12 protein-coding genes are annotated in these 21949 nt (G+C 63.9%); 9 read left to right on the top strand and 3 right to left on the bottom strand.

Annotated elements, in window-relative coordinates:
- Positions 1-15: 15 nt before the first annotated feature.
- The 6 genes from FJW03_RS12435 (at position 16) to FJW03_RS12410 (ending at position 14659) form a co-directional block, all read left to right on the top strand.
- On the top strand, positions 16-1944 hold the full coding sequence (locus FJW03_RS12435; protein WP_140695168.1) for an autotransporter assembly complex protein TamA: 1929 nt from the start codon (positions 16-18) through the stop codon (positions 1942-1944).
- Between the two features lies 1 nt (position 1945).
- Positions 1946-7999, top strand: coding sequence for a translocation/assembly module TamB domain-containing protein (locus tag FJW03_RS12430; protein ID WP_140766977.1), 6054 nt, complete (start codon positions 1946-1948; stop codon positions 7997-7999).
- 252 nt (positions 8000-8251) lie between these two features.
- Positions 8252-9910 (top strand): ABC transporter substrate-binding protein, encoded by a 1659-nt coding sequence (locus FJW03_RS12425; RefSeq protein WP_140608963.1) that lies wholly within the window; start codon positions 8252-8254, stop codon positions 9908-9910.
- A 149-nt stretch (positions 9911-10059) separates the two neighbouring features.
- Entirely contained in the window at positions 10060-11094 is a 1035-nt protein-coding gene (locus FJW03_RS12420; protein WP_140766978.1) for an ABC transporter permease, read from the top strand.
- A gap of 11 nt (positions 11095-11105) precedes the next feature.
- Positions 11106-12263 carry an ABC transporter permease gene (locus FJW03_RS12415; RefSeq protein ID WP_140608959.1) on the top strand — a complete coding sequence of 386 codons (1158 nt, stop codon included), beginning with the start codon at positions 11106-11108 and terminating at the stop codon, positions 12261-12263.
- A gap of 50 nt (positions 12264-12313) precedes the next feature.
- Entirely contained in the window at positions 12314-14659 is a 2346-nt protein-coding gene (locus tag FJW03_RS12410; protein WP_140699398.1) for an ABC transporter ATP-binding protein, read from the top strand.
- A gap of 107 nt (positions 14660-14766) precedes the next feature.
- On the opposite strand, the gene FJW03_RS12405 is transcribed toward FJW03_RS12410, so the two are convergent.
- Positions 14767-15357 carry a transglycosylase SLT domain-containing protein gene (locus FJW03_RS12405; RefSeq protein ID WP_140699400.1) on the bottom strand — a complete coding sequence of 197 codons (591 nt, stop codon included), beginning with the start codon at positions 15355-15357 and terminating at the stop codon, positions 14767-14769.
- A gap of 217 nt (positions 15358-15574) precedes the next feature.
- Between FJW03_RS12405 and FJW03_RS12400 the strand changes: the two genes are divergently transcribed.
- Both FJW03_RS12400 and FJW03_RS12395 read left to right on the top strand, forming a co-directional pair.
- Positions 15575-17113: a trimethylamine methyltransferase family protein gene (locus FJW03_RS12400; RefSeq protein ID WP_140766979.1), complete on the top strand. Its 1539-nt coding sequence runs from the start codon at positions 15575-15577 to the stop codon at positions 17111-17113.
- 239 nt (positions 17114-17352) lie between these two features.
- On the top strand, positions 17353-19779 hold the full coding sequence (locus FJW03_RS12395) for a GcvT family protein (RefSeq protein WP_140766980.1): 2427 nt from the start codon (positions 17353-17355) through the stop codon (positions 19777-19779).
- Between the two features lie 22 nt (positions 19780-19801).
- Here FJW03_RS12395 and FJW03_RS12390 read toward each other — a convergent pair whose 3' ends face one another.
- The gene (locus tag FJW03_RS12390; protein ID WP_140608947.1) at positions 19802-20194 is read right to left on the bottom strand and encodes a DoxX family protein; all 393 of its coding nucleotides are present in this window, start codon (positions 20192-20194) and stop codon (positions 19802-19804) included.
- Between the two features lie 222 nt (positions 20195-20416).
- Between FJW03_RS12390 and FJW03_RS12385 the strand changes: the two genes are divergently transcribed.
- The gene (locus FJW03_RS12385; RefSeq protein WP_140766981.1) at positions 20417-20905 is read left to right on the top strand and encodes a hypothetical protein; all 489 of its coding nucleotides are present in this window, start codon (positions 20417-20419) and stop codon (positions 20903-20905) included.
- A gap of 76 nt (positions 20906-20981) precedes the next feature.
- Here FJW03_RS12385 and FJW03_RS12380 read toward each other — a convergent pair whose 3' ends face one another.
- Positions 20982-21758: a VOC family protein gene (locus FJW03_RS12380; RefSeq protein WP_140766982.1), complete on the bottom strand. Its 777-nt coding sequence runs from the start codon at positions 21756-21758 to the stop codon at positions 20982-20984.
- Positions 21759-21949 lie beyond the last annotated feature (191 nt).

Raw genomic sequence — 21949 nt, 5'->3', positions numbered from 1 at the left:
GACTAGGTTGTCTTAATGCCGGCGCATGAAAAGCAGATGTCAGGGGGTACCGCGCCAGGGCGCGGGCTTCCTCGCGCCCTGCTTTTGGCCGTGATGTGCTCGACGGCGCTGGTCGCCGAATCGAGACCAGCGGCCGCGTTCGAGCTTTTCGGCATCAAGCTGTGGGGTTCCTCCAGCGACGAAGACGCCGATATTGTCGATCCCTTGCGTTACGCGGTGACGCTCTCCGCGCCCGACGCCGACAAGGATCTCGTCAAGAAGCTCGAAAACGCCTCGGCCCTGAAAGGCGACGAGGACCGCCCCGTCTCGGGCTCGCTCGGGCTGATGGCCAAGGCGCGCAGCGACCGCGAACAGCTGGTAGCGGCCCTCTATGCGGATGCCCGCTATGAAGGCGTGGTCACCATCACCATCGATGGCAAGCCGCTCGACGCGTTGCCGCCGGACGCCGAATTCAAGGGTCCGCAGCCCATTCCGGTGGCGATCAATATCTCGACCGGCCCCAAATTCACACTCGGCAACATCCGGCTGGAAGGCGACGCGGCTGGCCTGATGGGCGCCGACTATGGCCTGATATCAGGCGGCGACGCCGGCTCCGGCGCGGTGCTCAAGGCCGAAGCATTGGTCGTGCGCACGCTGAAGGAGCAGGGCAGGCCGCTGGCCAAGGTGACGGACCGCCAGATCGTCGCCGACCACGCCACCTCGACGCTCGATGTGACGCTGACGGTCGCTGCCGGCCCGGTCGCAGGCTATGGCGCGACCACGGTGGAAGGCACCGAGAAGGTCGACCGCGACTTCACCGAATACATGACCGGGCTGAAGCGTGGCAGGCAATACTCCCCGCAGGAGATCAGCGATGCGCGCGACAGGCTGCTGGGGCTCGAGGTCTTCAACAGCGTGACGTTCAAGGAAGCCGACAAACTGGACGCCGACGGCAACATCCCGATCGGCGTCCAGGTCAGCGAGCGCAAGCCGCGCTATTTCGGGCTTGGCGGCACGTTTTCGAACACCGAGGGCCTCGGCCTGGAAGGCTATTGGGGACACCGCAACCTGTTTGGTCGCGCCGAGAAGCTGCGCATCGACGGCGCCATCAGCGGCATCGGCAACAACAATCTGTCGGACCTGAACTACAATGCCGGAATCATGTTCGAGAAGCCCGGCGTGATCGGACCGGCCTCGAAGTTCTTTGCCAGTGTGAAAACGGTCTTCGAGCACCCGGACGCGTACGACCATTTCTCGGTCAAGGGCAGCACCGGCCTGTCCTATGAACTCGACAAGAAGCAGACCGTTTCGGCCGAGGTGGCGCTCGACTATTCACGCATCCGCGATGCCTTCGGCAAACACACTTACCTGATCGCCAGCGTTCCCCTGCAGTATGTCTATGATAACAGGGACAGCCGGCTGAACCCGACCAAGGGCTTCAGGGTACTGGCCTATGCCGAGCCCAGCTACGACATTCTGAGCGGCGCGGCCTTCCTCAAGCTGAAGGGCGAGGGATCGGCCTATCAGTCGCTGGATACGGCCTCGAAATTCGTCCTGGCCGAACGCGTCTCCGTCGGCTCGATCGTCGGCACGGGGCTTGAGAATGTCCCGGCCGACAGGCGCTTCTATTCCGGCGGCGGCGGCTCGGTACGGGGCTATGCCTATCAGGGCATCGGTCCCAAGGATTTCACCGGCCAGCCGATCGGAGGCCTGTCCTTCTTCGAGACCTCGGTTGAGATGCGCATCGCCGTCACCGACACGATCGGCATCGTGCCGTTCGTCGATGCCGGCACGGTATCGACCAAATCGGTTCCCAACTTCTCCAACGTCAAGGTCGGCGCCGGCGTCGGCCTGCGCTATGTGACGCCGTTCGGGCCACTGCGCATCGACGCCGCCGTGCCGCTCAACCGCGACCCCAGCGATCCGCATTTCGGCATCTATGCCGGCATCGGACAGGCGTTTTGAGATGAGGACGGTCTGGCGCATCCTTCGCATTGTCCTCTACACGCTGCTGATCGTGGTCGCGGGGGCGATCGGCGCGCTGGTCGTGCTGACCAAGACCGAACGCGGACGCGACAATCTCGCCGGCATCATTTCGCGCCTGGCCTCGAGCGACGACCGCAAGGTCACCGTCAGCGGCATCGACGGCATCTGGTCGGGCGCGCTCAGCGTCGACCATGTCGTGCTGGAGGACCGCGAGGGTGCCTGGTTGGTGGCGCGCAAAGTGGCGGTCGACTGGTCGCCGCTGGCGCTGCTGTCGAAAAACTTCAGCGCCGACCGCATCGCGGCCGACCGCATCGAACTGGCGCGGCTGCCGGTGGCCAGCACCCAACAGCCCGCGCAGAGCGGCACGACGACGCTGCCTGTTTCCATTGATATCAAGCAGATCGACTTGCCCGAAATCGCGCTTGGTCAGGAGCTGGCTGGCAGCGGCATCGCCGAGCTTGCGGCGAAGGGATCGGTCAAGGCCGAAGCCACACCGCTGGCGGTCGAGACGGTGCTCAATGTTACCCGCCATGACGGCAAGCAAGGCAAGGTTGACGCCAAAATCCACTTTGCGCCGGCCGACAACAGGCTTGACCTCGACCTTAAGGCTTCGGAGCCGGCGGGCGGCATCATCGCCAATCTGCTCAAGCTGCCCGATGCGCCGCCCGTCGACATAGTCGCATCAGGCACCGGGCCGCTCGCCAACTGGAACGGCATAGCCACGTTCACCGTCGACGGTGAGATCGTCACTCAATTGACGGGCCGTCACCAGTCCACCGACAAGGGCAGCCATGTCGAGGCCAAGGGTGACGGCGACTTCGCCGGCTTCCTGCCGGAGAATTTGAAGCCCCTGTTTGCCGGCAAGACCAGCTTCGATGTCGCGGGCACCGCCACATCAGCCGGTGGTATCAGCGTCGACCGGGCCAATATCGACAGCGACGCCATGCATGGCACCGCCACCGGCATCGTCGATCCCGCCGGCGCCAGCGATCTCTCTGTCCAACTCGCCGCCAAGGGCCCGCCCGTCGTGGTCAGCGTCGGCAGCGAGGCGCAACCGATCACGCTGGCGATCAAGAACGCCACCGCCCGCGCCTTTGGCGACGGCAAGGCACCGATTATCGACATCGGCGCCTCCTTCGTTTCGATCGTCGCCGGCGGCACCCGGCTCGACGATCTGGCGGCGCAAATCCACTCCGACGGTTTCGACATCCAGAATCGCGCCGGCCCGGTTGCGGTGAAGCTGGAGGCTGGCGGCCTGAAAACCGACGTCGCGACGCTGGCGCCGCTGGTCACCGGCAAGGTCGACGTCGATCTGGCCGGTTCAATCAGCAAGGACGCCATTGCCATTGACCAGGGCACGCTGCGGTCCGATGCGCTCAACGCTTCGCTGACGGCGACAGTGGCGCTTGCCGACCTGTCGATGCAACTCAAGATGAACGCCGACGCCGTGGCGACGGCCTTGCCGCCTCAGATCGCCTCGGTGCTCGGCGGGCGGGTAAAATTCTCGGCTGCCGCGACCCGCGATCCGCAGGGATCGTTCGCCGCCAATTCGATCGAACTCACCTCCGGATCGCTTAGCGCCAGCGGCACCGCCAGCATGCACGGCACGGACATCCAGGCCGACATCAAGGGCAAATTGGGCGACGTTTCGGTGTTGTCGCCGACGGTCGGCGTGCCGGTTGCCGGCGGGGTCGATTTCGCGCTGTCGGCAAGCGGCGCCATGACGGCGCCCGATTTCACGGTATCAGCCGACAGCGACAGCCTGACGGCCTCGGGCCGCACGGTAAAGGCGATCAAGCTGACGGCGAGCGGCAAGGCCGACATATCGAGCCCTTCCGCCACCGTCTCGCTGACCGGCGCCGTCAACGACCAGCCGCTCGACATCAAGGCGGCGCTGGTCACCAGCGAGGGCAAGCGTTCGATCAACGGCTTTCTCGTCTCGCTGGGCGACAACAAGGTGTCTGGCGACCTGGCGCTGGACGACAAATACATGCCTTTGGGCACGCTCACGCTTGCCGCTCCCGCCATCGATCAACTGGCCGCGCTCGCCGGCCAGGCTGTGACCGGCGATATCAACGGCAGCATCGTCTTTGCCAAGGAAGGCGATGCGCCCTCGGTGGCCATTGACGCCAAGAGCACATCGATCGCGCGCGGCGAGGTGACGGCCAAGACGATCGCCGTCAATGCGCTCATCGCAAACTTTCTCAAGGCGCCGGCGATCTCGGGCACCATCAAGGCCGATACGGTCACTTCGGGCACCACCGAAATCAGTGGCATCGGCGTCGATCTGAAGCGCGACGGCGACTGGACCAATTTCACCGGCGGCGCCACCATCGCGGGCATTCCGGCGACCGCTGCCGGGCGGGTGAAGATCGCCGATGGGACCACCAGTGTGGAGATCGCCTCGGGCGAGGCCACGGTTCGCGGCATCAAGACAGCGCTCGCCAAGCCTTCGTCACTGACCATCGCCAATGGTACGACCAACATCGAGAAGCTTGCGCTCGATATTGGCGGCGGCTCGATGACGCTGTCGGGCAGCGCCGGCCAGACGCTCGATCTCGCGGCACAATTCTCGGCGCTGCCGGCGGCCCTTGCCAATGAATTTTCGCCCGGCCTCGATGCCGCGGGCACGCTCAGTGGCATCGCGCAAGTGACCGGAACGCCGGCTGCTCCGGAGGTCCGGTTCAACGCGCAACTCGCCGGTGTCGAAACCAGCCAGACGCGCCAGGCCGGGCTCGGGCCGCTCGGCATCGATGCCGTGGGCGCCTACACCGTCGTCGGTGGCGTCACTCTTGACCATGCCACGCTCTCCGGCGACAAGATTTCCGGCCAGGCCGCCGGCACCATCAATCCGAACGGAGCCAGCGATTTCGCGCTCGATCTCACCTCGTCCGGCCCCAGCCTGCCGCTGACGGTCGGAAGCCCGGAAAGCCCAGTCAAGATCGAGGTGCGATCATTGTCGGCCAAAATCGCGGGCGAAAGCACGCATACCCGGCTGGACTTTGCGGCGATCCTGCCCTCGGTCACCACCAGCCCGGCGAAAGTGGACGGGCTGTCGCTGGCACTGCACTCGGATGCGTTCGATCTCAAGAACCGGGCCGGGGCGGTTTCCGGGACGGTATCGGTGGACAAGGTCGGTCTCGACAATCCCACGATCGCGCCGCTGATCGCCGGCAAGGTGACGGCCGCGCTCAGCGGGCGCCTGACAGCCGATGCCATGGCCATCGACAGCGGCTCTCTCAAGAGCGATGCGCTGAACAGCCAGGTCTCCGGCCAGGTATCGCTGCGTGATGGCGCCATCGATCTCAAGCTGAAGGCGGATGCCCCGTCATCGGCCTTGCCGCCAGCGGCGCGAGGCATGCTCGGTGAACGGGCGCAGATCAGCGCCGCGATAAAGCGCGATCCCAATGGCGCTATCAACGTCGATGGGTTGAAGCTGATCTCCGGCGCGCTGAGCGCCGAGGGGCAGGCGAGCCTTGCGGACAACAAGGTGGCCGCCGACATTACCGGCGCTCTTACCGATATTTCCCCGCTGTCCAAGGACGCCAAGGGTGCCATTGCCTTTGCGCTGACTGCTCAGGGGCCGGCCACCGCCCCCGACCTGTCGCTGACCGTCAATAGCGATCGGCTTTCGGTGGCGTCGCGCGAGATCACCGGGCTGAAGCTGACCGCCACCGGCAAGGCGGATGCCATCAACCCGGCTGCGAATGTGCAACTGACCGGCAATGTCGCGGGACAGGCCTTGCAAGGCAGTGCCGTGCTGGCGACGGCGAACGGCAAGAGCGCCATCAACGGCCTGCTTCTGTCGCTGGGCCCAAACAAGATCTCCGGCGATCTGGAATTGGACGACAAGTTCGTGCCTGAAGGCACAATCTCGCTCGACCTGCCCGATATCGGGCCGCTTGCCGCGCTGGCGCTGGAAAAGGCCGAAGGCGACGTGCGCGGCACGATCGCCTTTTCGAAGAACGGCACGGCACCCCAGGTCGCCATCAAGGCGGCCACCGCCTCGATCACGCGCGGCGACCTCCAGGCGAAAACCGTTTCCATCGATGCGCTGATCGCCAACTATCTTGCGGCGCCGGTGATCTCGGGCAAGATCCATGCCGACACCGTCATATCGGGCGGCACGGTGATCAGCGGCATCGATGTCGATCTGAAGCGTGACGGCGACTGGACCGGCTTCTCCGGCGGCGCCACGGTCAAGGGCATTCCGGCCAAGGCGGCTGGCCGGGTGAAAGCCGCCAACGGCACGACGACCATCGAACTTGCTTCCGGACAGGCGACTGTCCAGGGCATCCAGGCGGTCATTGCCCAAGCCTCCACCGTCAGCATCGCCAATGGCATCACGACGCTGGACCGGCTGGTGCTCAACCTTGGCGGCGGCACGGCGACGGTGACCGGCAAGGTCGGGCAGACGCTCGACATCAATGCCACGCTGGCCAAGGTGCCGATGTCGCTCGCCAACAGTTTTTCGCGCGGCCTCGATGCGGCGGGTTCGATTTCGGGTACGGTGAAGGTGACCGGTGCGCCAGCGAGTCCGGCGGTTGCTTTCAACATCGACGCGGCTGGCGTGCAGACGTCGCAGACCCGCGGCGCCGGTGTCGGCGCGGTCAGCGTTTCCTCGTCCGGCACCTTTGCCGCCAACAAGCTCACCTTCAATGCCAATGTCGGCGACGGAGCCGGCCTTGGCCTCAAGGGCGGCGGCACGGTGACGACGGCGGGCACGCCGGCGCTGGTGCTCGATTTCAATGGCGGCGTGCCCTTCGGCATCCTCAGCCAAAAGCTTGCCGCGCAAGGCCTGTCGCTGACGGGAACGGCCAAAGTCAATGTTCAGGTGCGCGGTCCAGCGACGTCGCCGGTCATCGGCGGCAGCGTCAGCACCTCCGGCGCGCGGCTCGTCGATGCGCGCTCGGGCCTCGCCGTCAACGATATCGCCGCCGACGTCTCGATTGGCGGCGGCGTCGCCAGGATCAACCGGCTGACCGGAACATTGTCGACGCGCGGCAGCCTGTCGGCCAGCGGCACGGTCGGCATCAATCCGGCGCAAGGCTTCCCGGCCGACCTGTCGATCAAGCTCACCGACGGCCGCTATACGGACGGGCGCGTGGTGACCGCCAATCTTGGCGGCGACCTGACGATCAAGGGCCCGCTGACGTCGGCGCCGGCGATTGCCGGGACCGTCAACCTGGCCAAGACCGTCATCACCGTTCCCGACAAGCTGCCGGGCTCGCTTTCGGAGCTCGATGTCAAGCACAAGAACGCGCCAGGCGCGGTCAGGGCGCAGGACAAGGCGCTGCGGCCGGCGACGACGAGCGGCAAGAGCGGCGGCAGCGGTCTCGCGCTGGACGTCACGGTCAACGCGCCGAATCAGATCTTTATCCAGGGCAGGGGTGTCGACGCCGAACTCGGCGGCTCGCTGAGGCTGACCGGTCCGGCTTCGTCGCCGCAAGCTGTCGGTACCTTCACCCTGCAGCGCGGCCGGCTGTCGATCCTCGGCAAGCGGCTGACCTTCACCGAGGGCACGGTCGGCTTTTCCGGCTCGCTGGTGCCTTATCTCAACCTGACCGCGACAACGGCGACGGCCAGCGCCACCGTCACCATCGTGGTGTCGGGCGAGGCGACAAATCCGAAATTCACCTTCACTTCGGTGCCGGCGCTGCCCGAGGACGAGGTGCTGGCGCAACTGATCTTCGGCCGTTCGATGTCGAATCTGTCGCCGCTGCAGATCGCGCAACTGGCCGAAGCGGCGGGGCAACTGGCCGGTGTCGGCGGTTCGACCTCGTTGCTGGAAAATCTGCGCAGCGCCATCGGCGTCGACGATCTCGATGTCACCACCGACGAGAAGGGCGGCACGGCGGTCTCGGCCGGTAAATACCTGAACGACCGTACTTATGTGACCATCCAGAAGGGCGACAAGCCGGGATCGGGCAAGGCGGCCATCGACCTCAATGTCGGGCGCGGCGTCAAATTGCGGGGCGAGGCGACGGATGCCGGCGAGGCCAAGGGCGGCATCTTCTACGAAAGGGAATATTGAGGGTCTGGCCCTCACCATGGCCGGGACTGGCGCTGTCGTAAGCTGTGTAAATGTCTCTGTTTAATGGCCCGAAGAGATTTTGGCGAAATCTGGGCGCACTAGCAATTTTGCGCCAAGACTGTCGTTATCGCGCGAACCGCTCTCTTTCCAAAGTTGCACATTCGCTAACATGTTCCCAATCCATGCCGTCTTTGACATCACGGCCCGGATGCGGAATGTTAATCGGCGGAAAGCCAACAATGGGAGTTAGTGATGACAATCTACAAGAGTAATGGCGACAGCGTTCCGGATCACATCCTGGCCATGGCCGAAGAAGCCAAGGCGGGAACGGTGGATCGGCGCGAATTCCTGGCGCTCGCCAGCATCTTCGGCGCTTCGACCGCCATGGCCTACGGCCTGCTCGGCCTTGCCGCGCCGACACCGGCCAAGGCCGAGGACGTGCAGGGCAAGAAGGGCGGCGTGATCAAGGTCGCCATGTCCGTCAAGGATCCCAAGGATCCGCGCACGGCCGACTGGTCGGAAATCGCCAATGCCGAACGCCAGGCGCTCGAGCCCCTGGTGAAGTACACCCACCAGTACACGTTCGCGCCATATCTGCTGGCAAGCTGGGACATCAACGACGACGCCACCGAGTACACGCTGCATGTGCGGCCTGGTGTCGAGTGGAACAATGGCGACAAGTTCACCGCCGACGACGTCATCTACAATTTCACCCGCTGGGCCGACAAGGCCGCGGAAGGCAATTCGATGCCGGGCCGCCTCGGCAGCCTCGTCGACGAGAAGACCAAGAAGCTGAGCGAAGGATCGATCGTCAAGGTCGACGACATGACCGTCAAGCTCAAGCTCAGCAAGCCCGACATCGCCCTTATCGCCAATTTGACCGACTATCCGGCACTCGTCGTGCACAAGACCTTCGATGCGAAGGGCGCCAACTTCAAGAACTGCCCGATCGGCACCGGCCCATTCGAGCTCGTGTCCTACGATGTCGGCCAGAAGGTGGTCTACAAGCGCCGCGAGACCGGCAAGTGGTGGCAGGGCGAAGTCTTCCTCGACGGCGTCGAGTTCATCGACTACGGCACCGATCCGGCCGCGACGGTTTCGGCGTTTGAGTCGGGCGAAGTGCAGACCAACCACGAGACGACCGCCGACTACGTCAAGATTATCGAAGGTGTCGGCGCCCCGGTTTCGGAAGTGGTGACGGCGGCGACCGTGGTGTCGCGCTTCAACGTCAACGCCAAGCCCTATGGCGACCAGAAGGTGCGTCAGGCGATGTGCCTGGCAGTCGACAATTCAGTGGTGCTGCAGCTCGGCTACGGCAATGCCGGCACGCCGGCTGAAAACCACCATGTGGCGCCGATCCATCCGGAATATGTCAAGCTGCCGGAGATCAAGCGCGATATGGCCAAGGCCAAGCAGATGCTGACGGAAGCCGGGGTGATCGATTTCGAGCACGAGCTGATCAGCAATGACGAGGACTACCACAAGAACACCACCGACGCGATCGCGGCTCAGCTGCGCGAAGCCGGCATCAAGGTGAAGCGCACCGTGCTGCCGAGCTCGACCTTCTGGAACGACTGGACGAAATACCCGTTCTCGGAAACCAACTGGAACATGCGCCCGCTGGGTATCCAGGTGATCGCCATCGCCTACCGCTCTGGCGAAGCCTGGAACGAGACGGCCTATGCCAATCCGGATTTCGACAAGAAGGTGGGCGAGGCGCTCGGCATCGCGGATGCGGAGAAGCGCAAGGTGGTGATGAAGGACATCGAGCAGACGCTGCAGGAATCCGGCATCATCATCCAGCCGTACTGGCGCAAGCTCTACATCAACATCAAGCCCGAGGTGAAGAACCACTCGATGCACCCCACCTACGAGCACGATTTCGGCAAGGTCTGGCTCGACAAGGCGTGACCCGCAGCTTGATGAATACAAGGGCATTTGAGCCCTCGTATTCGCAGGACCGTCGCCGTTGCATTGGATGCAGCGGCGGCGCCACGTCACAGGGTTTTCGACACAGGGTTGACCAGATCTGACCCCAACCCGGCCGGCAGGGGGGCACAATGTTCTCATTCATCATCAGGCGCATCGGCACGATTCTGCTCACGATGCTGTGCCTGACGCTGGTCGTCTTCTTCCTCGTCAATCTCGAACCCAACCTGAAGAAGCTGGCGATCAGCCAGACGGAAATGCACACGTCGGCCGAGCAGCTCGAAAGCTGGCTGGTCAATCATGGCTACCGCCAGAACTTCTTCGTGCGCTACGGCCAGTGGCTGGGCGTCGTGCCCAAGCAGCCGATCACAGATCCGGCGACCGGAAAGACCACGCAGCGTTTCTCCTTCTGCAACGATCCGGCCGTGCCGACATTCTCCGGCGTGATCGAGGGCGATTTCGGTTGCTCGACCAAGTTCAAGACCACAGTGGCGGCCAAGCTGTTCCCGGCGCTCGGCGCCACCGGCATTCTGATGCTGTGCGTGCTGGGGGTGATGGTGCCGGTCTCGCTGCTGGTCGGCATCCTTGCCGGCATGCGGGAGGGGTCACGCACCGATCGCGTGCTGTCGGTCGCCTCGATCGCCTCGACGGCGACGCCTGAATATGTGTCTGGCGTCATCTTCACCGTCATCTTTGCCTCCTGGCTCGGCTGGCTGAACGGGTCGGCGGCGTCAGCGAGCCAGGGCATCACCTTCTATAACTTCACGCTCCCGGTGATCACGCTCGCCATCTATGGCATCGGCTACATCGCCCGCATGACGCGCGCCTCGATGGTCGAGGTCATGACGCAGCAATATATCCGCACCGCGCGCTTGAAGGGCCTTTCCTTCCGCGGCGTGGTGGTCAAGCACGCGCTGCGCAACGCACTCATCGCGCCCTTCACCGTCATCATGCTGCAGTTCCCCTGGCTGCTCACCGGCGTCGTCATCGTCGAGGTGATGTTCCGCTACCAGGGCTTCGGCTACACGCTGGTCGAGGCGGCCGGCAACAACGACATCGATCTTCTGCTCGGCTGCTCGCTGGTCTCGGTGTTCATCGTCCTGATCACGCAGCTCATTTCCGACGTCGGCTACGCGTTCCTTAATCCGCGCATCCGGGTTCAGTAGGGAGAAGGCGCATGCAAGCCCAATACATCAGCGGCTCCGCCATCATCCTCGAAGTGCTCTGGCGCTTCTGGCCGGTGTGGGTCGCGCTCGCCATCGTCATGGGCGCCAGCTTCCTCTACAAGAAGAAGCTGGCGCTCTACGGCCAGCTGTTCGACAGCGGCGTCGGCATAGCGGGCGTCTTTATCTGCCTGTTCTGGCTGTTCACCGCGATCTTCGCCTCGACCATCTCGCCTTTCGATCCGCTCGGCCAGATCCCGATCATGAAGGACACGCTGCCCGGCGCCATCGAACCACAATCGGGGCTCGTCTATCTGTTCGGCGGCGACAAGCTGGCGCGCGACGTCTTTTCGCGCATGGTCTATGGCAGCCAGATCGTGCTGATCATCGCGCCCGCGGCGACCGGTTTCGCGCTCATGGTCGGCATCACGCTCGGCCTGCCGGCCGGCTATTACGGCGGCAAGATCGATTCGATCCTGTCGTTCCTGGCCAACCTCGTGCTAGCCTTCCCGGTGATCCTGCTGTTCTACCTGCTGGTGACGCCGGGCATCATGGATACGCCGATCCCGTATGCTTTGGCCGGCGTCTTCTTCCTGTTCCCGATCATCTTCTTCTGCGTGCTGTTCTGGACCCGCTTCAAGAACCGGCCGGACCGGATCTACATCCTGCTCGGGCTGACACTCATCGTCGGCGGCTGGATTTATATCGGCCTTGTCTTCGACAGGGATCCGCTGAAGATCGTCCATATCGATCCCAACCAGCTCAACATCTTCGTGGCGGTGGTGTTCGCCTCCAGTCCCGGCGTGTTCCGCATCGTGCGCGGCCTGACCATGGACATCAAGACGCGCGACTATGTGGCGGCGGCGCAGACGCGCGGTGAATCGCCCTGGTACATCATGCTTTGGGAGATCCTGCCCAATGCGCGCGGACCGCTGATCGTCGACGCCTGCCTGCGCATCGGCTACACTACCATCCTGCTCGGCACTCTGGGCTATTTCGGCCTGGGTCTCGCGCCCGAGAGCCCGGACTGGGGCACGGCGATCAAGGATGCCAGCCGGCTGCTGCGCTCCTTCATCCACCCGGCGCTGCCGCCGACGATCGCGCTGATGTCGTTCGTGCTGGGGCTGAACCTGCTCGCGGACTCGCTGCGCGAGCAATCGATGAAGGATTGAAGGCGGGGTCCCGGATCCCGCCTGGCTAAGAACAAGGATTGGAGCGACCCATGAACGAGGCAGTTCGAAATCCGGCCAAGCCGACCAATGGGCCGACCAATGAGCCGATCATCGAGATCGAAAACCTGTCGATCTCCTTCTTCACCCGCAAGGGCGAGATCCCGGCCGTGATGGACTTTTCCTGCACGGTCATGCCCGGCGAGGCGATGGGCATCGTGGGCGAATCCGGCTGCGGCAAGTCGACCGTGTCGCTCGGCATCATGCGCGACCTTTCCAACATCGGGAAGATCGTCGGCGGCAAGATCAAGTTCCAGGGCAAGGACATGGGCGAGCTCTCCGAGGACGAACTGCGTTCGATCCGCGGCAACAAGATCGCCATGATCTACCAGGAGCCGATGGCCAGCCTCAATCCGGCGATGAAGATCGGCCAGCAACTGATGGAAGTGCCGTTGATCCACGACAAGGTGTCGAAGGAAGAGGCCCATAAGCGCGCACTCGAAATGGTGCGCTCGGTCAAACTTCCCGACCCTGAGCGCATGATGCGCTCCTATCCGCACCAGCTGTCAGGCGGCCAGCAGCAACGCATCGTCATCGCCATGGCGCTGCTGTCGAAGCCGGCGCTGCTCCTCCTCGACGAGCCGACCACGGCGCTCGACGTGACGGTGGAGGCGGGCATCGTCGAACTGGTCAAGGGGCTAGGCGAGAAGTTCGGCACCTCGATGATCTTCGTATCGCACAATCTCGGCCTCATCCTCGAGACCTGCGACCGCATCACGGTGATGTATTCGGGCGAGGCGGTCGAGACCGGCAAGATCAAGGACGTGTTCGACCGGATGCGCCATCCCTACACGCAGGGGCTATTCCGCTCGATCCCGCTGCCAGGCGCGGACAAGAACTCGCGGCCGCTGATCTCGATCCCCGGCCAGTTGCCGCTGCCGCATGAGCGGCCGAAGGGCTGCAATTTCGGCCCGCGCTGCCACCATTTCGTCGAGGGCGTCTGCAATGCCGCCGAAATCCCGATGGTCGAGGTCGCGGGACATGAAGGCCATTTCTCGCGCTGCGTGCGCTTCAACGAGATCGACTGGGAGGCGCTGCCGCCCGGTGCCAAGAAGGTCAACGAAAAGGTCGTGCCCGGCGCCCCGGTGCTCAAGATCGAGGATCTCAGGAAATACTACAAGGTTGGCGGCAGCGAGGTGTTCGGCTCGAGCGAAGGCCGCGTCGTCAAGGCCAACGAGACGATCTCGTTCACGGCGCGTGAATCCGAAACGGTCGCCATTGTCGGCGAATCCGGCTGCGGAAAATCGACGCTGGCCAAGGTGCTGCTCGGGCTCGAAACGGCGAGCTCCGGCATCGTCACGCTCGCCAACAAGGAAATCCAGTCGACCGGCATCGAGAACCGCAGCGTCGACACCGTGTCGTCGATCCAGATGGTGTTCCAGAATCCGTTCGACACGCTGAATCCCAGTCATTCGGTGGGGGCGCAGATCATCCGGACGCTGGAGAAATTCAAGGTCGGCAAGACGGTCGCCGACCGGCGCAAGCGCATGCTGGAACTGCTCGACCTGGTGAAGCTGCCGCGCGCCTTCGAGACGCGCAAGCCGCGCCAGCTTTCGGGCGGGCAGAAGCAGCGCATCGGCGTGGCGCGCGCCTTTGCCGGCGACGCCAAGGTGGTGGTCGCGGACGAGCCTGTGTCGGCGCTCGACGTGTCGGTGCAGGCGGCCGTGACCGAGCTGCTGATGGACATCCAGCGCAAGAACAAGACGACGATGCTGTTCATCAGCCACGACCTGTCCGTCGTGCGCTACATCGCCGACCGCGTCGTCGTCATGTATCTCGGCTACATAGTCGAGCAGGGCACGACCGATCAGATCTTCGCGCCGCCTTACCACCCCTATACCGAGGCGCTGCTGTCGGCGATCCCGATCGCGGACACCAGCGTGATCAAGAAGCACATCGTGCTCGAAGGCGACATCCCGTCGGCGATGAATCCGCCATCCGGCTGTCCGTTCCAGACACGCTGCGGCTACAAGAAGCTGGTGCCGGACAATTTGTGCGAGACCAAGGTGCCGCCGGTCAAGAACCTCGGCGATGGCCATATGAGCCTGTGCTGGCTCTCCGACGACGTGCTTTCGACGATGGAGCCGGTGATCAAGTTCGACAAGGACCATGCCGCCCAGGAGGGTGTGCCGGACGACGCGCCGCATGGCGCCGGCCCCGGCTTTGCCGGCACCCAGCCCAGCCGGCCGCATGGCAAGACGGGAAGTTTGGAGGCTGACCAAATCGGAGAGGCCGTCGAGGAAAACGAGGCTGTCATCCGAGCCCGTCGTCACGAAGTCCGCGACGAGGTTTCGGAAACCGGGGTTTCAAAGCCTGACGATACGACAAGGCGGCATTAGGCTCGAGCGGTTCAGCGTTTGGTGGAATCGTTGACCCGCTTTAGAGTTTGTAATTGCGGACGGGAAAACCGCCGCGCACTTTTGCTGGAATTGCTCTTGGCAGCGCGTCAGCTGCCGCATTGCCTCAGCTGTTCGGCATAGTCGCGGGCCATCTTGTCGGTGGCCCGGGCGTAGCTCTGCACCCCGGCGTCGCCACGGTTGCCGCGACCGTAGGCGGTCCAGCCGAGATAGTAGGCGAGGTAAAGGTTGTAGGTGTCGTTGCGGGCGACGCCGTAGCTATCGGCTGTTTTGGAGTGGTACCAGCCGACGAAGTCGACGGCATCGGCGAATTTGGTCCGCCGCGCCGCCCAATTGCCTGTTTCGTTCTGATATTGCGACCAGGTGCCGTCCAGCGCCTGCGAGAAGCCGGTGGCTGACGAGACGTGCTTCCATGGAATGAAGCCGAGCAGCTTGGTGCGCGGCGGCCTTGCGTTGCTCTTGAAGCCGGATTCCTTGCGCACCGTCGCCATCAGCACAGGGACCGGCACGCCGTATTTCTGCGAGGTGCGCTCGGCGGCCGACTGCCAATTGTCGAACCAGCCATCATTCTGGTCGAAGACGGCGCAGACATTGTTGATATGGCTGGGCGCGGTCGCGCACGCCGAAAGTGCCAGCAACACGCCAATCGCTACAATTTTACTAAAACTCGATCTACGCATTGGATGAGCAATAGGCCGAAATCATAAAGGGAATCTTGCTGCCGCCATTAACGCATCGCCAGCGCGGGCGCTTCAAAAAATGCGATATCGTTATTTCGACGTGGGTTGCCGCTCTTTATAAAGTGGCGTCATGGAAATGCCGCCGTCGCTAAAATCACGTCTGCAAATGGCGTATTCCTGACAGACCGGCCGGTCGGCCACGGCTTTGATGTCGGGCATGAACGAGCCAAGACGCAAGCGCGGCGCCGAGCGCACCAGCAACAGGGGGCCAGCGCCCATTCCGCAACTGCCGCCCCGGCGGGTGAGGAATCCCTATCCGCCGATGGCGTTGCTGTCCGCCGACCAGATCGAGGCAATCCACCAGGCGTCGATGCACGTTCTGGAGAATTTCGGCATCGAGGTGATGAGCCCGCGGGCGCTGTCGCTGTTCGAGCAGGCCGGCGCCAAGGTCAACCACGCAACGGCCAATGTCCGCATCGATCGCGGCATGGTCGACGAGGCGCTGAAGACGACGCGGTCCAGCTATCGCCTAACGCCGCGCAATCCGGGCAACGCCGTTCACCTGGGCGGCAACACCATCAATTTCACGCTTGTTGCCGGTCCACCCAATGTGCACGACATGGAGCGTGGCCGGCGCGCCGGCAATCTGCGCGACTATGCCGACCTCACCCGGCTGGCGCAGCATTTCAACTGCGTCCACATGCTCGGCAACCAGGTCTGCGCGCCGGTCGAGCTGCCGGCCAATTCACGCCATCTCGATACCTACTTCACCAATCTGACGCTGACCGACAAGAGCTTTCATGTCTCGGCGATCGGTCGGGGCAGGGCGCTGGACGGCATCGAGATGATGGCGATCGCGCGCGGGCTGACGCTGGACCAGATGCGTGACGATCCGGGCATCGCCACCATCATCTCGGTCAACTCGCCGCGCCGCTTCGACGAGATGATGGCCGAGGGGCTGATGACGATGGCCGAGTACGGCCAGTCTGTGGCGGTGACGCCGTTCACGCTGATGGGGGCAATGAGCCCGGTGACGCTGGCCGGCGCGCTGGCGCAGCAGAATGCCGAGGCACTGTCCGGCGTCATGCTGACGCAATTGGTGCGGCCGGGCGCGCCGGTGATGTACGGCGCCTTCACCTCCAATGTCGACATGAAGTCCGGTGCGCCGGCATTCGGCACGCCGGAGAACACCAAGGCCAATATTGCATCGGGACAACTGGCCCGGCGCTACGGGTTGCCGTACCGGACGACGCCGGGATCGGCCTCCAACGCCGCCGATGCGCAAGGCGCTTACGAGACGCTGATGGCGCTCTGGGGCGCGGTGCTCGGCCACGGCAATCTCGTCTACCATGCAGCAGGCTGGCAGGAGGGCGGGCTGACGGCGTCCTTCGAAAAGTTCATCATCGATGTCGAGATGATCCAGCACATGATGGAGTTCCTGCGCCCGATCGTGGTCGACGAGGCCGAGCTTGCCGTCGAGGCGCTGGGGGCAGTGCCGACCGGCGGCCATTTCTTCGGCGAGCCGCATACGCTGGAGCGCTATGCCACCGCCTTTTACCAGCCGATGCTGTCCAACTGGCAGAACTACGAGACCTGGCAGGAGGCCGGCGGGCTTGACGCGACCGCGCGCGCAACGCGGCTGTGGAAGAAGGCGCTGGAGGATTATGTCGAGCCGGTCATGGATATCGCCGTGCGCGAGGCGTTGGAGGCGTATGTGGCGAAGCGGCGCGAGGCGATCGGGCAGGGTGAGCCGTGATGCGCAGAGGTTTGCGCGCGCACACCCCCCTCTGCCCTGCCGGGCATCTCCCCCTCAAGGGGGGAGATTGGCTGTCATTTTTTCTTTCGCCAATTACCGTTGAAAAGGGTGATGCGGCGCCCCCATTGTTAATCTCCCCCCTTGAGGGGGAGATGGCCGGCAGGCCAGAGGGGGGCGCCTGGCGCTGCCATTCCGATTCACTCCTTCTTCTCAACTCACTGAACTAACGAGAAAAATCCATGAAATCGCATGCAAAGGTCGTGGTCATTGGCGGCGGTGTCGTCGGGTGTTCCGTGCTGTTCCATCTTGCCCGCCACGGCTGGACCGACGTGGTGCTCCTGGAGCGCGACGAACTGACCTCCGGTTCGACCTGGCACGCGGCGGGCGGCATGCACACGATCAACGGCGACCCCAACGTCGCCAAGCTGCAGAAATACACCATCAACCTCTACAAGGAGATCGAGGAGCTCTCCGGTCAGGCGACCGGGGTGCATCTGACAGGCGGCGTGCTGCTCGCCGCGACCGAGGCGCGGCTGGACTGGCTGCGCGGTGTCGTCGCCAAGGGCCGTTATCTCGGCATCGACCTCGAGGAAATCTCGGCGAAAGAGGCGGCCGAATTGATGCCGCTGCTCGACCCCAAGCAGTTCGTCGGAGCGGTCCGTAACAAGGAGGACGGCCATCTCGACCCTTCGGGCGTGACGCACGCCTATGCCAAGGCCGCGCGCAAGCTCGGCGCCGAGGTCGAGCGCTTCACCAAGGTCGAGGACATCGTGCGGCGGCCCGACGGGATGTGGCGCGTCATCACCAACAGGGGCGAGGTGGTGGCCGAGCATGTCGTCAATGCCGGCGGTCTGTGGGCACGCGAAGTCGGCCGGATGGTCGGGCTCGAACTGCCGGTTCTGGCCATGGAGCACATGTACCTGATCACCGAGGACATGCCGGAGGTTGCCGACTGGAACGCCAAGACAGGCACCGAGATCATCCACGCGGTCGATTTCGACGGTGAGCTGTATCTGCGCCAGGAGCGCGGCGGCATGCTGATGGGGACCTATGAGAAGGCCAACAAGCCATGGTCCGAATACCAGACGCCGTGGAATTTCGGCCATGAATTGCTGGCGCCGGACATCGACCGCATCGCACCGTCGCTGGAGGTCGGCTTCCGGCATTTCCCGGCCTTCCAGAACACGGGCATCAAGCAGATCATCAACGGGCCCTTCACTTTCGCGCCCGACGGCAACCCGCTGGTCGGGCCGGTGCGCGGCCTGCCGGGCTTTTGGGTCGCCTGCGGTGTGATGGCGGGATTCAGCCAGGGCGGCGGCGTCGGCCTGGCGCTGTCGAACTGGATGATCGAGGGCGATCCCGGCGCCGATATCTGGGCGATGGATGTGGCGCGCTACGGCGACTGGGCGACGATGGCCTACACCAACGCCAAGGTGCGGGAGAACTATTCCAGGCGCTTCTCGATCCGCTTTCCCAATGAGGAATTGCCGGCCGGACGGCCGCTGAAGACAACTCCGGTCTACGACCTGTTGTCGGCCCGGGGCGCGCAATGGGGCGTCGCCTACGGGTTGGAAGTGCCGCTCTGGTATGCGCCGGAGGGCGTCAAGGACGAGTTCTCATGGCGCCGTTCGAGCGATTTCGCCCATGTCGCCAGCGAGGTCGCAACGGTGCGCAATGGTGTCGGCCTGTCGGAGATTTCGAGCTTCGCCAAATACAAGGTGACGGGCGAGGGGGCGGCGGCCTGGCTCGACCGGATGCTTGCCTGCAAACTGCCGAAGCCCGGCCGCATGACGCTGGCGCCGATGCTGAAGGACGACGGCAGACTGATCGGCGATTTCACGCTGGCCAATCTCGGAGCCGATGGCTGGTTCCTCGCCGGCTCGGGCATCGCCGAGGAATACCACATGCGCTGGTTCGAGGCGCATCTGCCGAAGGACGGTTCGGTGCGCATCGAAGCGCTGGGAGCGAAACTCACCGGCCTCGCCGTCGCTGGGCCGAAAGCGCGGGATGTGTTGGTCAAGGTCAGCCGTGCGGATGTCTCGAACGCAGCGTTTCCGTTCATGGCGGTCGCGAAAATGGATATCGGCATGGCGCCATGCCTTGTCGGCCGCGTCAGCTACACCGGTGACCTCGGCTACGAGATCTGGGTGGCGCCGGATTATCAGCGTGCGGCGTTCCAGGCGCTGATGGCGGCCGGCGCGGAATTCGGCATCGGCCTGTTCGGTTCACGCGCGCTCAACGCGCTGCGGCTGGAGAAGAATTACGGCTCGTGGGGACGCGAATACAGGCCGATCTACGGGCCGCTGGAAGCCGGGCTCGACCGCTTCGTTGCCTATGGGAAGGAGGCCGATTTCATCGGCAAGGCGGCGGCACTCGCCGAGCGCAAGCAGGGCGGCAAGCTGCGCCTGCGCACTTTCATCGTCGAGGCCGACGATGCCGATGTCATCGGCGACGAGCCGATCTGGTTCGGCGGCGCGGTGCGCGGCTGGGTGACCTCCGGCGGCTACGCGCATCATTCCAAAAAATCCGTCGCGGTAGGCTATGTGCCGAAGGAGATCGCCGACGAGAGCGACGGGTTCGAAATCGAGTTGCTGGGCAAGCGGCATGCGGCGCGCATCCAGGCCACGCCACTGTTCGATGCGAATTTCGAACGGATGCGGGGGTGAGGTTCACCCCCGCACGGGGGCATCATGCGTTGCGTTGGTTGTCGAGCGCGAAGGCTCCGGCGCCGGCAAAGACGAGATAAAGGAAGATGAAGCAGAACGAGACCGCCGCGTCGCCGCTGTTGTTGACCGGGAAGAAGTCGCGCGGCATGTGCGCCGAGAAATAGGCGATTGCCATTTCGCCGGCCAGGAGGAACGCGACCGGACGGGTGAACAGGCCAAGCGCCAGCAGGATGCCGCCGGCGAATTCAAGGATGCCGGCAGTCGTGGTCAGCCCGGTGAGGGCGTGGGCTTGGGCGCTTGCCGGGAAGTTGAACAGCTTCTGGCTGCCATGTTCGATGAACTGCAGCGCGGTCATGATGCGCAGCACGCCGAGCGCCTGCGGCTGGTATCTGGCAAGACCTTCGAAAAGCTTCATCTAGAACTCCGTCTTGTCCCTCCCGGCCCGGCCATAGAGCATCCCCGAAAGCCGGACCATTCACAACGTTCGCACCGGTATCAATTGTCGGTGAGGAGGACATGATTGGGCAGACAAAGAAGGCGAAGCGAACCGATTGGTTGCACTGGTCATCTTGCATCGTGGCGCTATAGTTGGCGCAAATCTCTCCCGATCCGCCATTTGGTCCTATGGAGTCCCGCCATGAAGACACTCGTTCTTGGTTTTGCAGCCATGCTGGCGGCGACGACCGCCGTCATGGCCGAGGACGCGGGGTGTGAGGCCTTCAAATGGCCGGTGACGCGCGAACAGGCGCTGTTTCCCGCGGCGCCGGCAACGCCGTCGGGGGCAACGCTGGCGCTCGGTGCGGCAGCGGATCTCGCACTGGTGCCGGTCGAGAAGGCCGGCTTCGCGATGCGGCCCGAGCATGCGCCAGCGCCGGGCACGTTTGGCGCCGTCGCGAGTGTGGCCGTGCCGCCCGAAGGGAGCATCCAGATAAGCCTGTCGGGCGAGGCCTGGATCGATGTCATCCAGGATGGCAAGGCCGTGAGATCGGCAGATTACAGCGGCGTCAAGACTTGCCCGGGTATCCGCAAGAGCGTGCGCTTCAAGCTTGCTGCCGGCCAGGCCACCCTCCAGTTCAGCGGTGCGAAGAAAGCTGATCTCAAGGTCGCCGTGCTGGCGCCGGAATAACGGGCGCCAGCCGGGACCGCCGTTCGTCGGCGACGTGATGAATGGCCGTCTGTTCGTGCGAGCCGTCGCAGTTCCCTTAACGTCCCGGCGCCATCAGCGCGAAATGGGCGCCCAGCGGATCCTGGCACTGCACGATCCAGCTGCCGCCGGGGACCTCCATCGGCCCCATCAGGACCTTGCCGCCATTGTCGGTCACGCGTTTGGCCGCCGCGTCGATGGCTGTCACGTTGAAATAGAACTGCCAGACCGGCACCGGGATCTGCTCCGGCTTGTTCATGATGCCGCCGCCGGATTCGGGGCCGGCCGTGAAGGTCTGATAGATGCCCATCGGCCCCATGTCGAAATCCCCGGCATTGGCCCAGCCGAACTGGCTGGAATAGAAATCGAATGCGGCCTTCCAATCCGACGTGTAGAGCTCGTGCCAGCCGATATGACCGGGCGTCGCGGCCGGCACGACGGGTTGGTCCGGACCGTTCGGCTGCAGGAACATGAAGGTCGCGCCTTGCGGATCGGCGACGACGGCGAAGCGGCCGACGCCTGGAATGTCGTCGGGCTGGCGATGAACGGTACCGCCAGCTTTCTGCAGCGATGCCGTGGCGGCATCGACGTCCCTGGTATGGATATAACCCAGCCAGGCGGGCGGCATGCCCATCTTGGCCGCGTCCTCGGGTATCGTCATCAGGCCGCCGACGCCTCGCTCGCCGACATTCATGACGATGTAGCGCGGCATGCCGGGAGCTTTGTCAAAGGGCTGCGCCGTCCAGCCGACAACCTTGGTGTAGAATGCCTCGGCGGCGTCGAGGTCCGTGGTCATCAGCTCGTACCAGAAGAAGGGCATTGGGGATTTCGGCATTGTCGGTCTCCTCACCTTTGTGCGTCGATCGTGTTTCGATCCATCATAGGACGATCTTCGAGACGGAAATCCGACAACTTTGCGCAAAGATAGGCCGTTGAGTAAGGTGTTTCGTCCGCGATGCTACGGATCGCCCGATTTCAGCCGATAACATGAGTAAATAAGTCATGTTATTATCGAAGTTTTTCAGC

Source organism: Mesorhizobium sp. B4-1-4, from assembly GCF_006439395.2.
Lineage (GTDB): Bacteria > Pseudomonadota > Alphaproteobacteria > Rhizobiales > Rhizobiaceae > Mesorhizobium.
This window is presented reverse-complemented; position numbering and strand designations above follow the sequence as displayed.

Excerpts from the sequence above, each read along its gene's own strand:
- FJW03_RS12435 (WP_140695168.1), top strand. The coding sequence starts at position 16 with ATGCCGGCGCATGAAAAGCAGATGTCAGGGGGTACCGCGCCAGGGCGC.
- FJW03_RS12430 (WP_140766977.1), top strand. The coding sequence starts at position 1,946 with ATGAGGACGGTCTGGCGCATCCTTCGCATTGTCCTCTACACGCTGCTG.
- FJW03_RS12425 (WP_140608963.1), top strand. The coding sequence starts at position 8,252 with ATGACAATCTACAAGAGTAATGGCGACAGCGTTCCGGATCACATCCTG.
- FJW03_RS12420 (WP_140766978.1), top strand. The coding sequence starts at position 10,060 with ATGTTCTCATTCATCATCAGGCGCATCGGCACGATTCTGCTCACGATG.
- FJW03_RS12415 (WP_140608959.1), top strand. The coding sequence starts at position 11,106 with ATGCAAGCCCAATACATCAGCGGCTCCGCCATCATCCTCGAAGTGCTC.
- FJW03_RS12410 (WP_140699398.1), top strand. The coding sequence starts at position 12,314 with ATGAACGAGGCAGTTCGAAATCCGGCCAAGCCGACCAATGGGCCGACC.
- FJW03_RS12405 (WP_140699400.1), bottom strand. The coding sequence starts at position 15,357 with ATGCGTAGATCGAGTTTTAGTAAAATTGTAGCGATTGGCGTGTTGCTG.
- FJW03_RS12400 (WP_140766979.1), top strand. The coding sequence starts at position 15,575 with ATGAACGAGCCAAGACGCAAGCGCGGCGCCGAGCGCACCAGCAACAGG.
- FJW03_RS12395 (WP_140766980.1), top strand. The coding sequence starts at position 17,353 with ATGAAATCGCATGCAAAGGTCGTGGTCATTGGCGGCGGTGTCGTCGGG.
- FJW03_RS12390 (WP_140608947.1), bottom strand. The coding sequence starts at position 20,194 with ATGAAGCTTTTCGAAGGTCTTGCCAGATACCAGCCGCAGGCGCTCGGC.
- FJW03_RS12385 (WP_140766981.1), top strand. The coding sequence starts at position 20,417 with ATGAAGACACTCGTTCTTGGTTTTGCAGCCATGCTGGCGGCGACGACC.
- FJW03_RS12380 (WP_140766982.1), bottom strand. The coding sequence starts at position 21,758 with ATGCCGAAATCCCCAATGCCCTTCTTCTGGTACGAGCTGATGACCACG.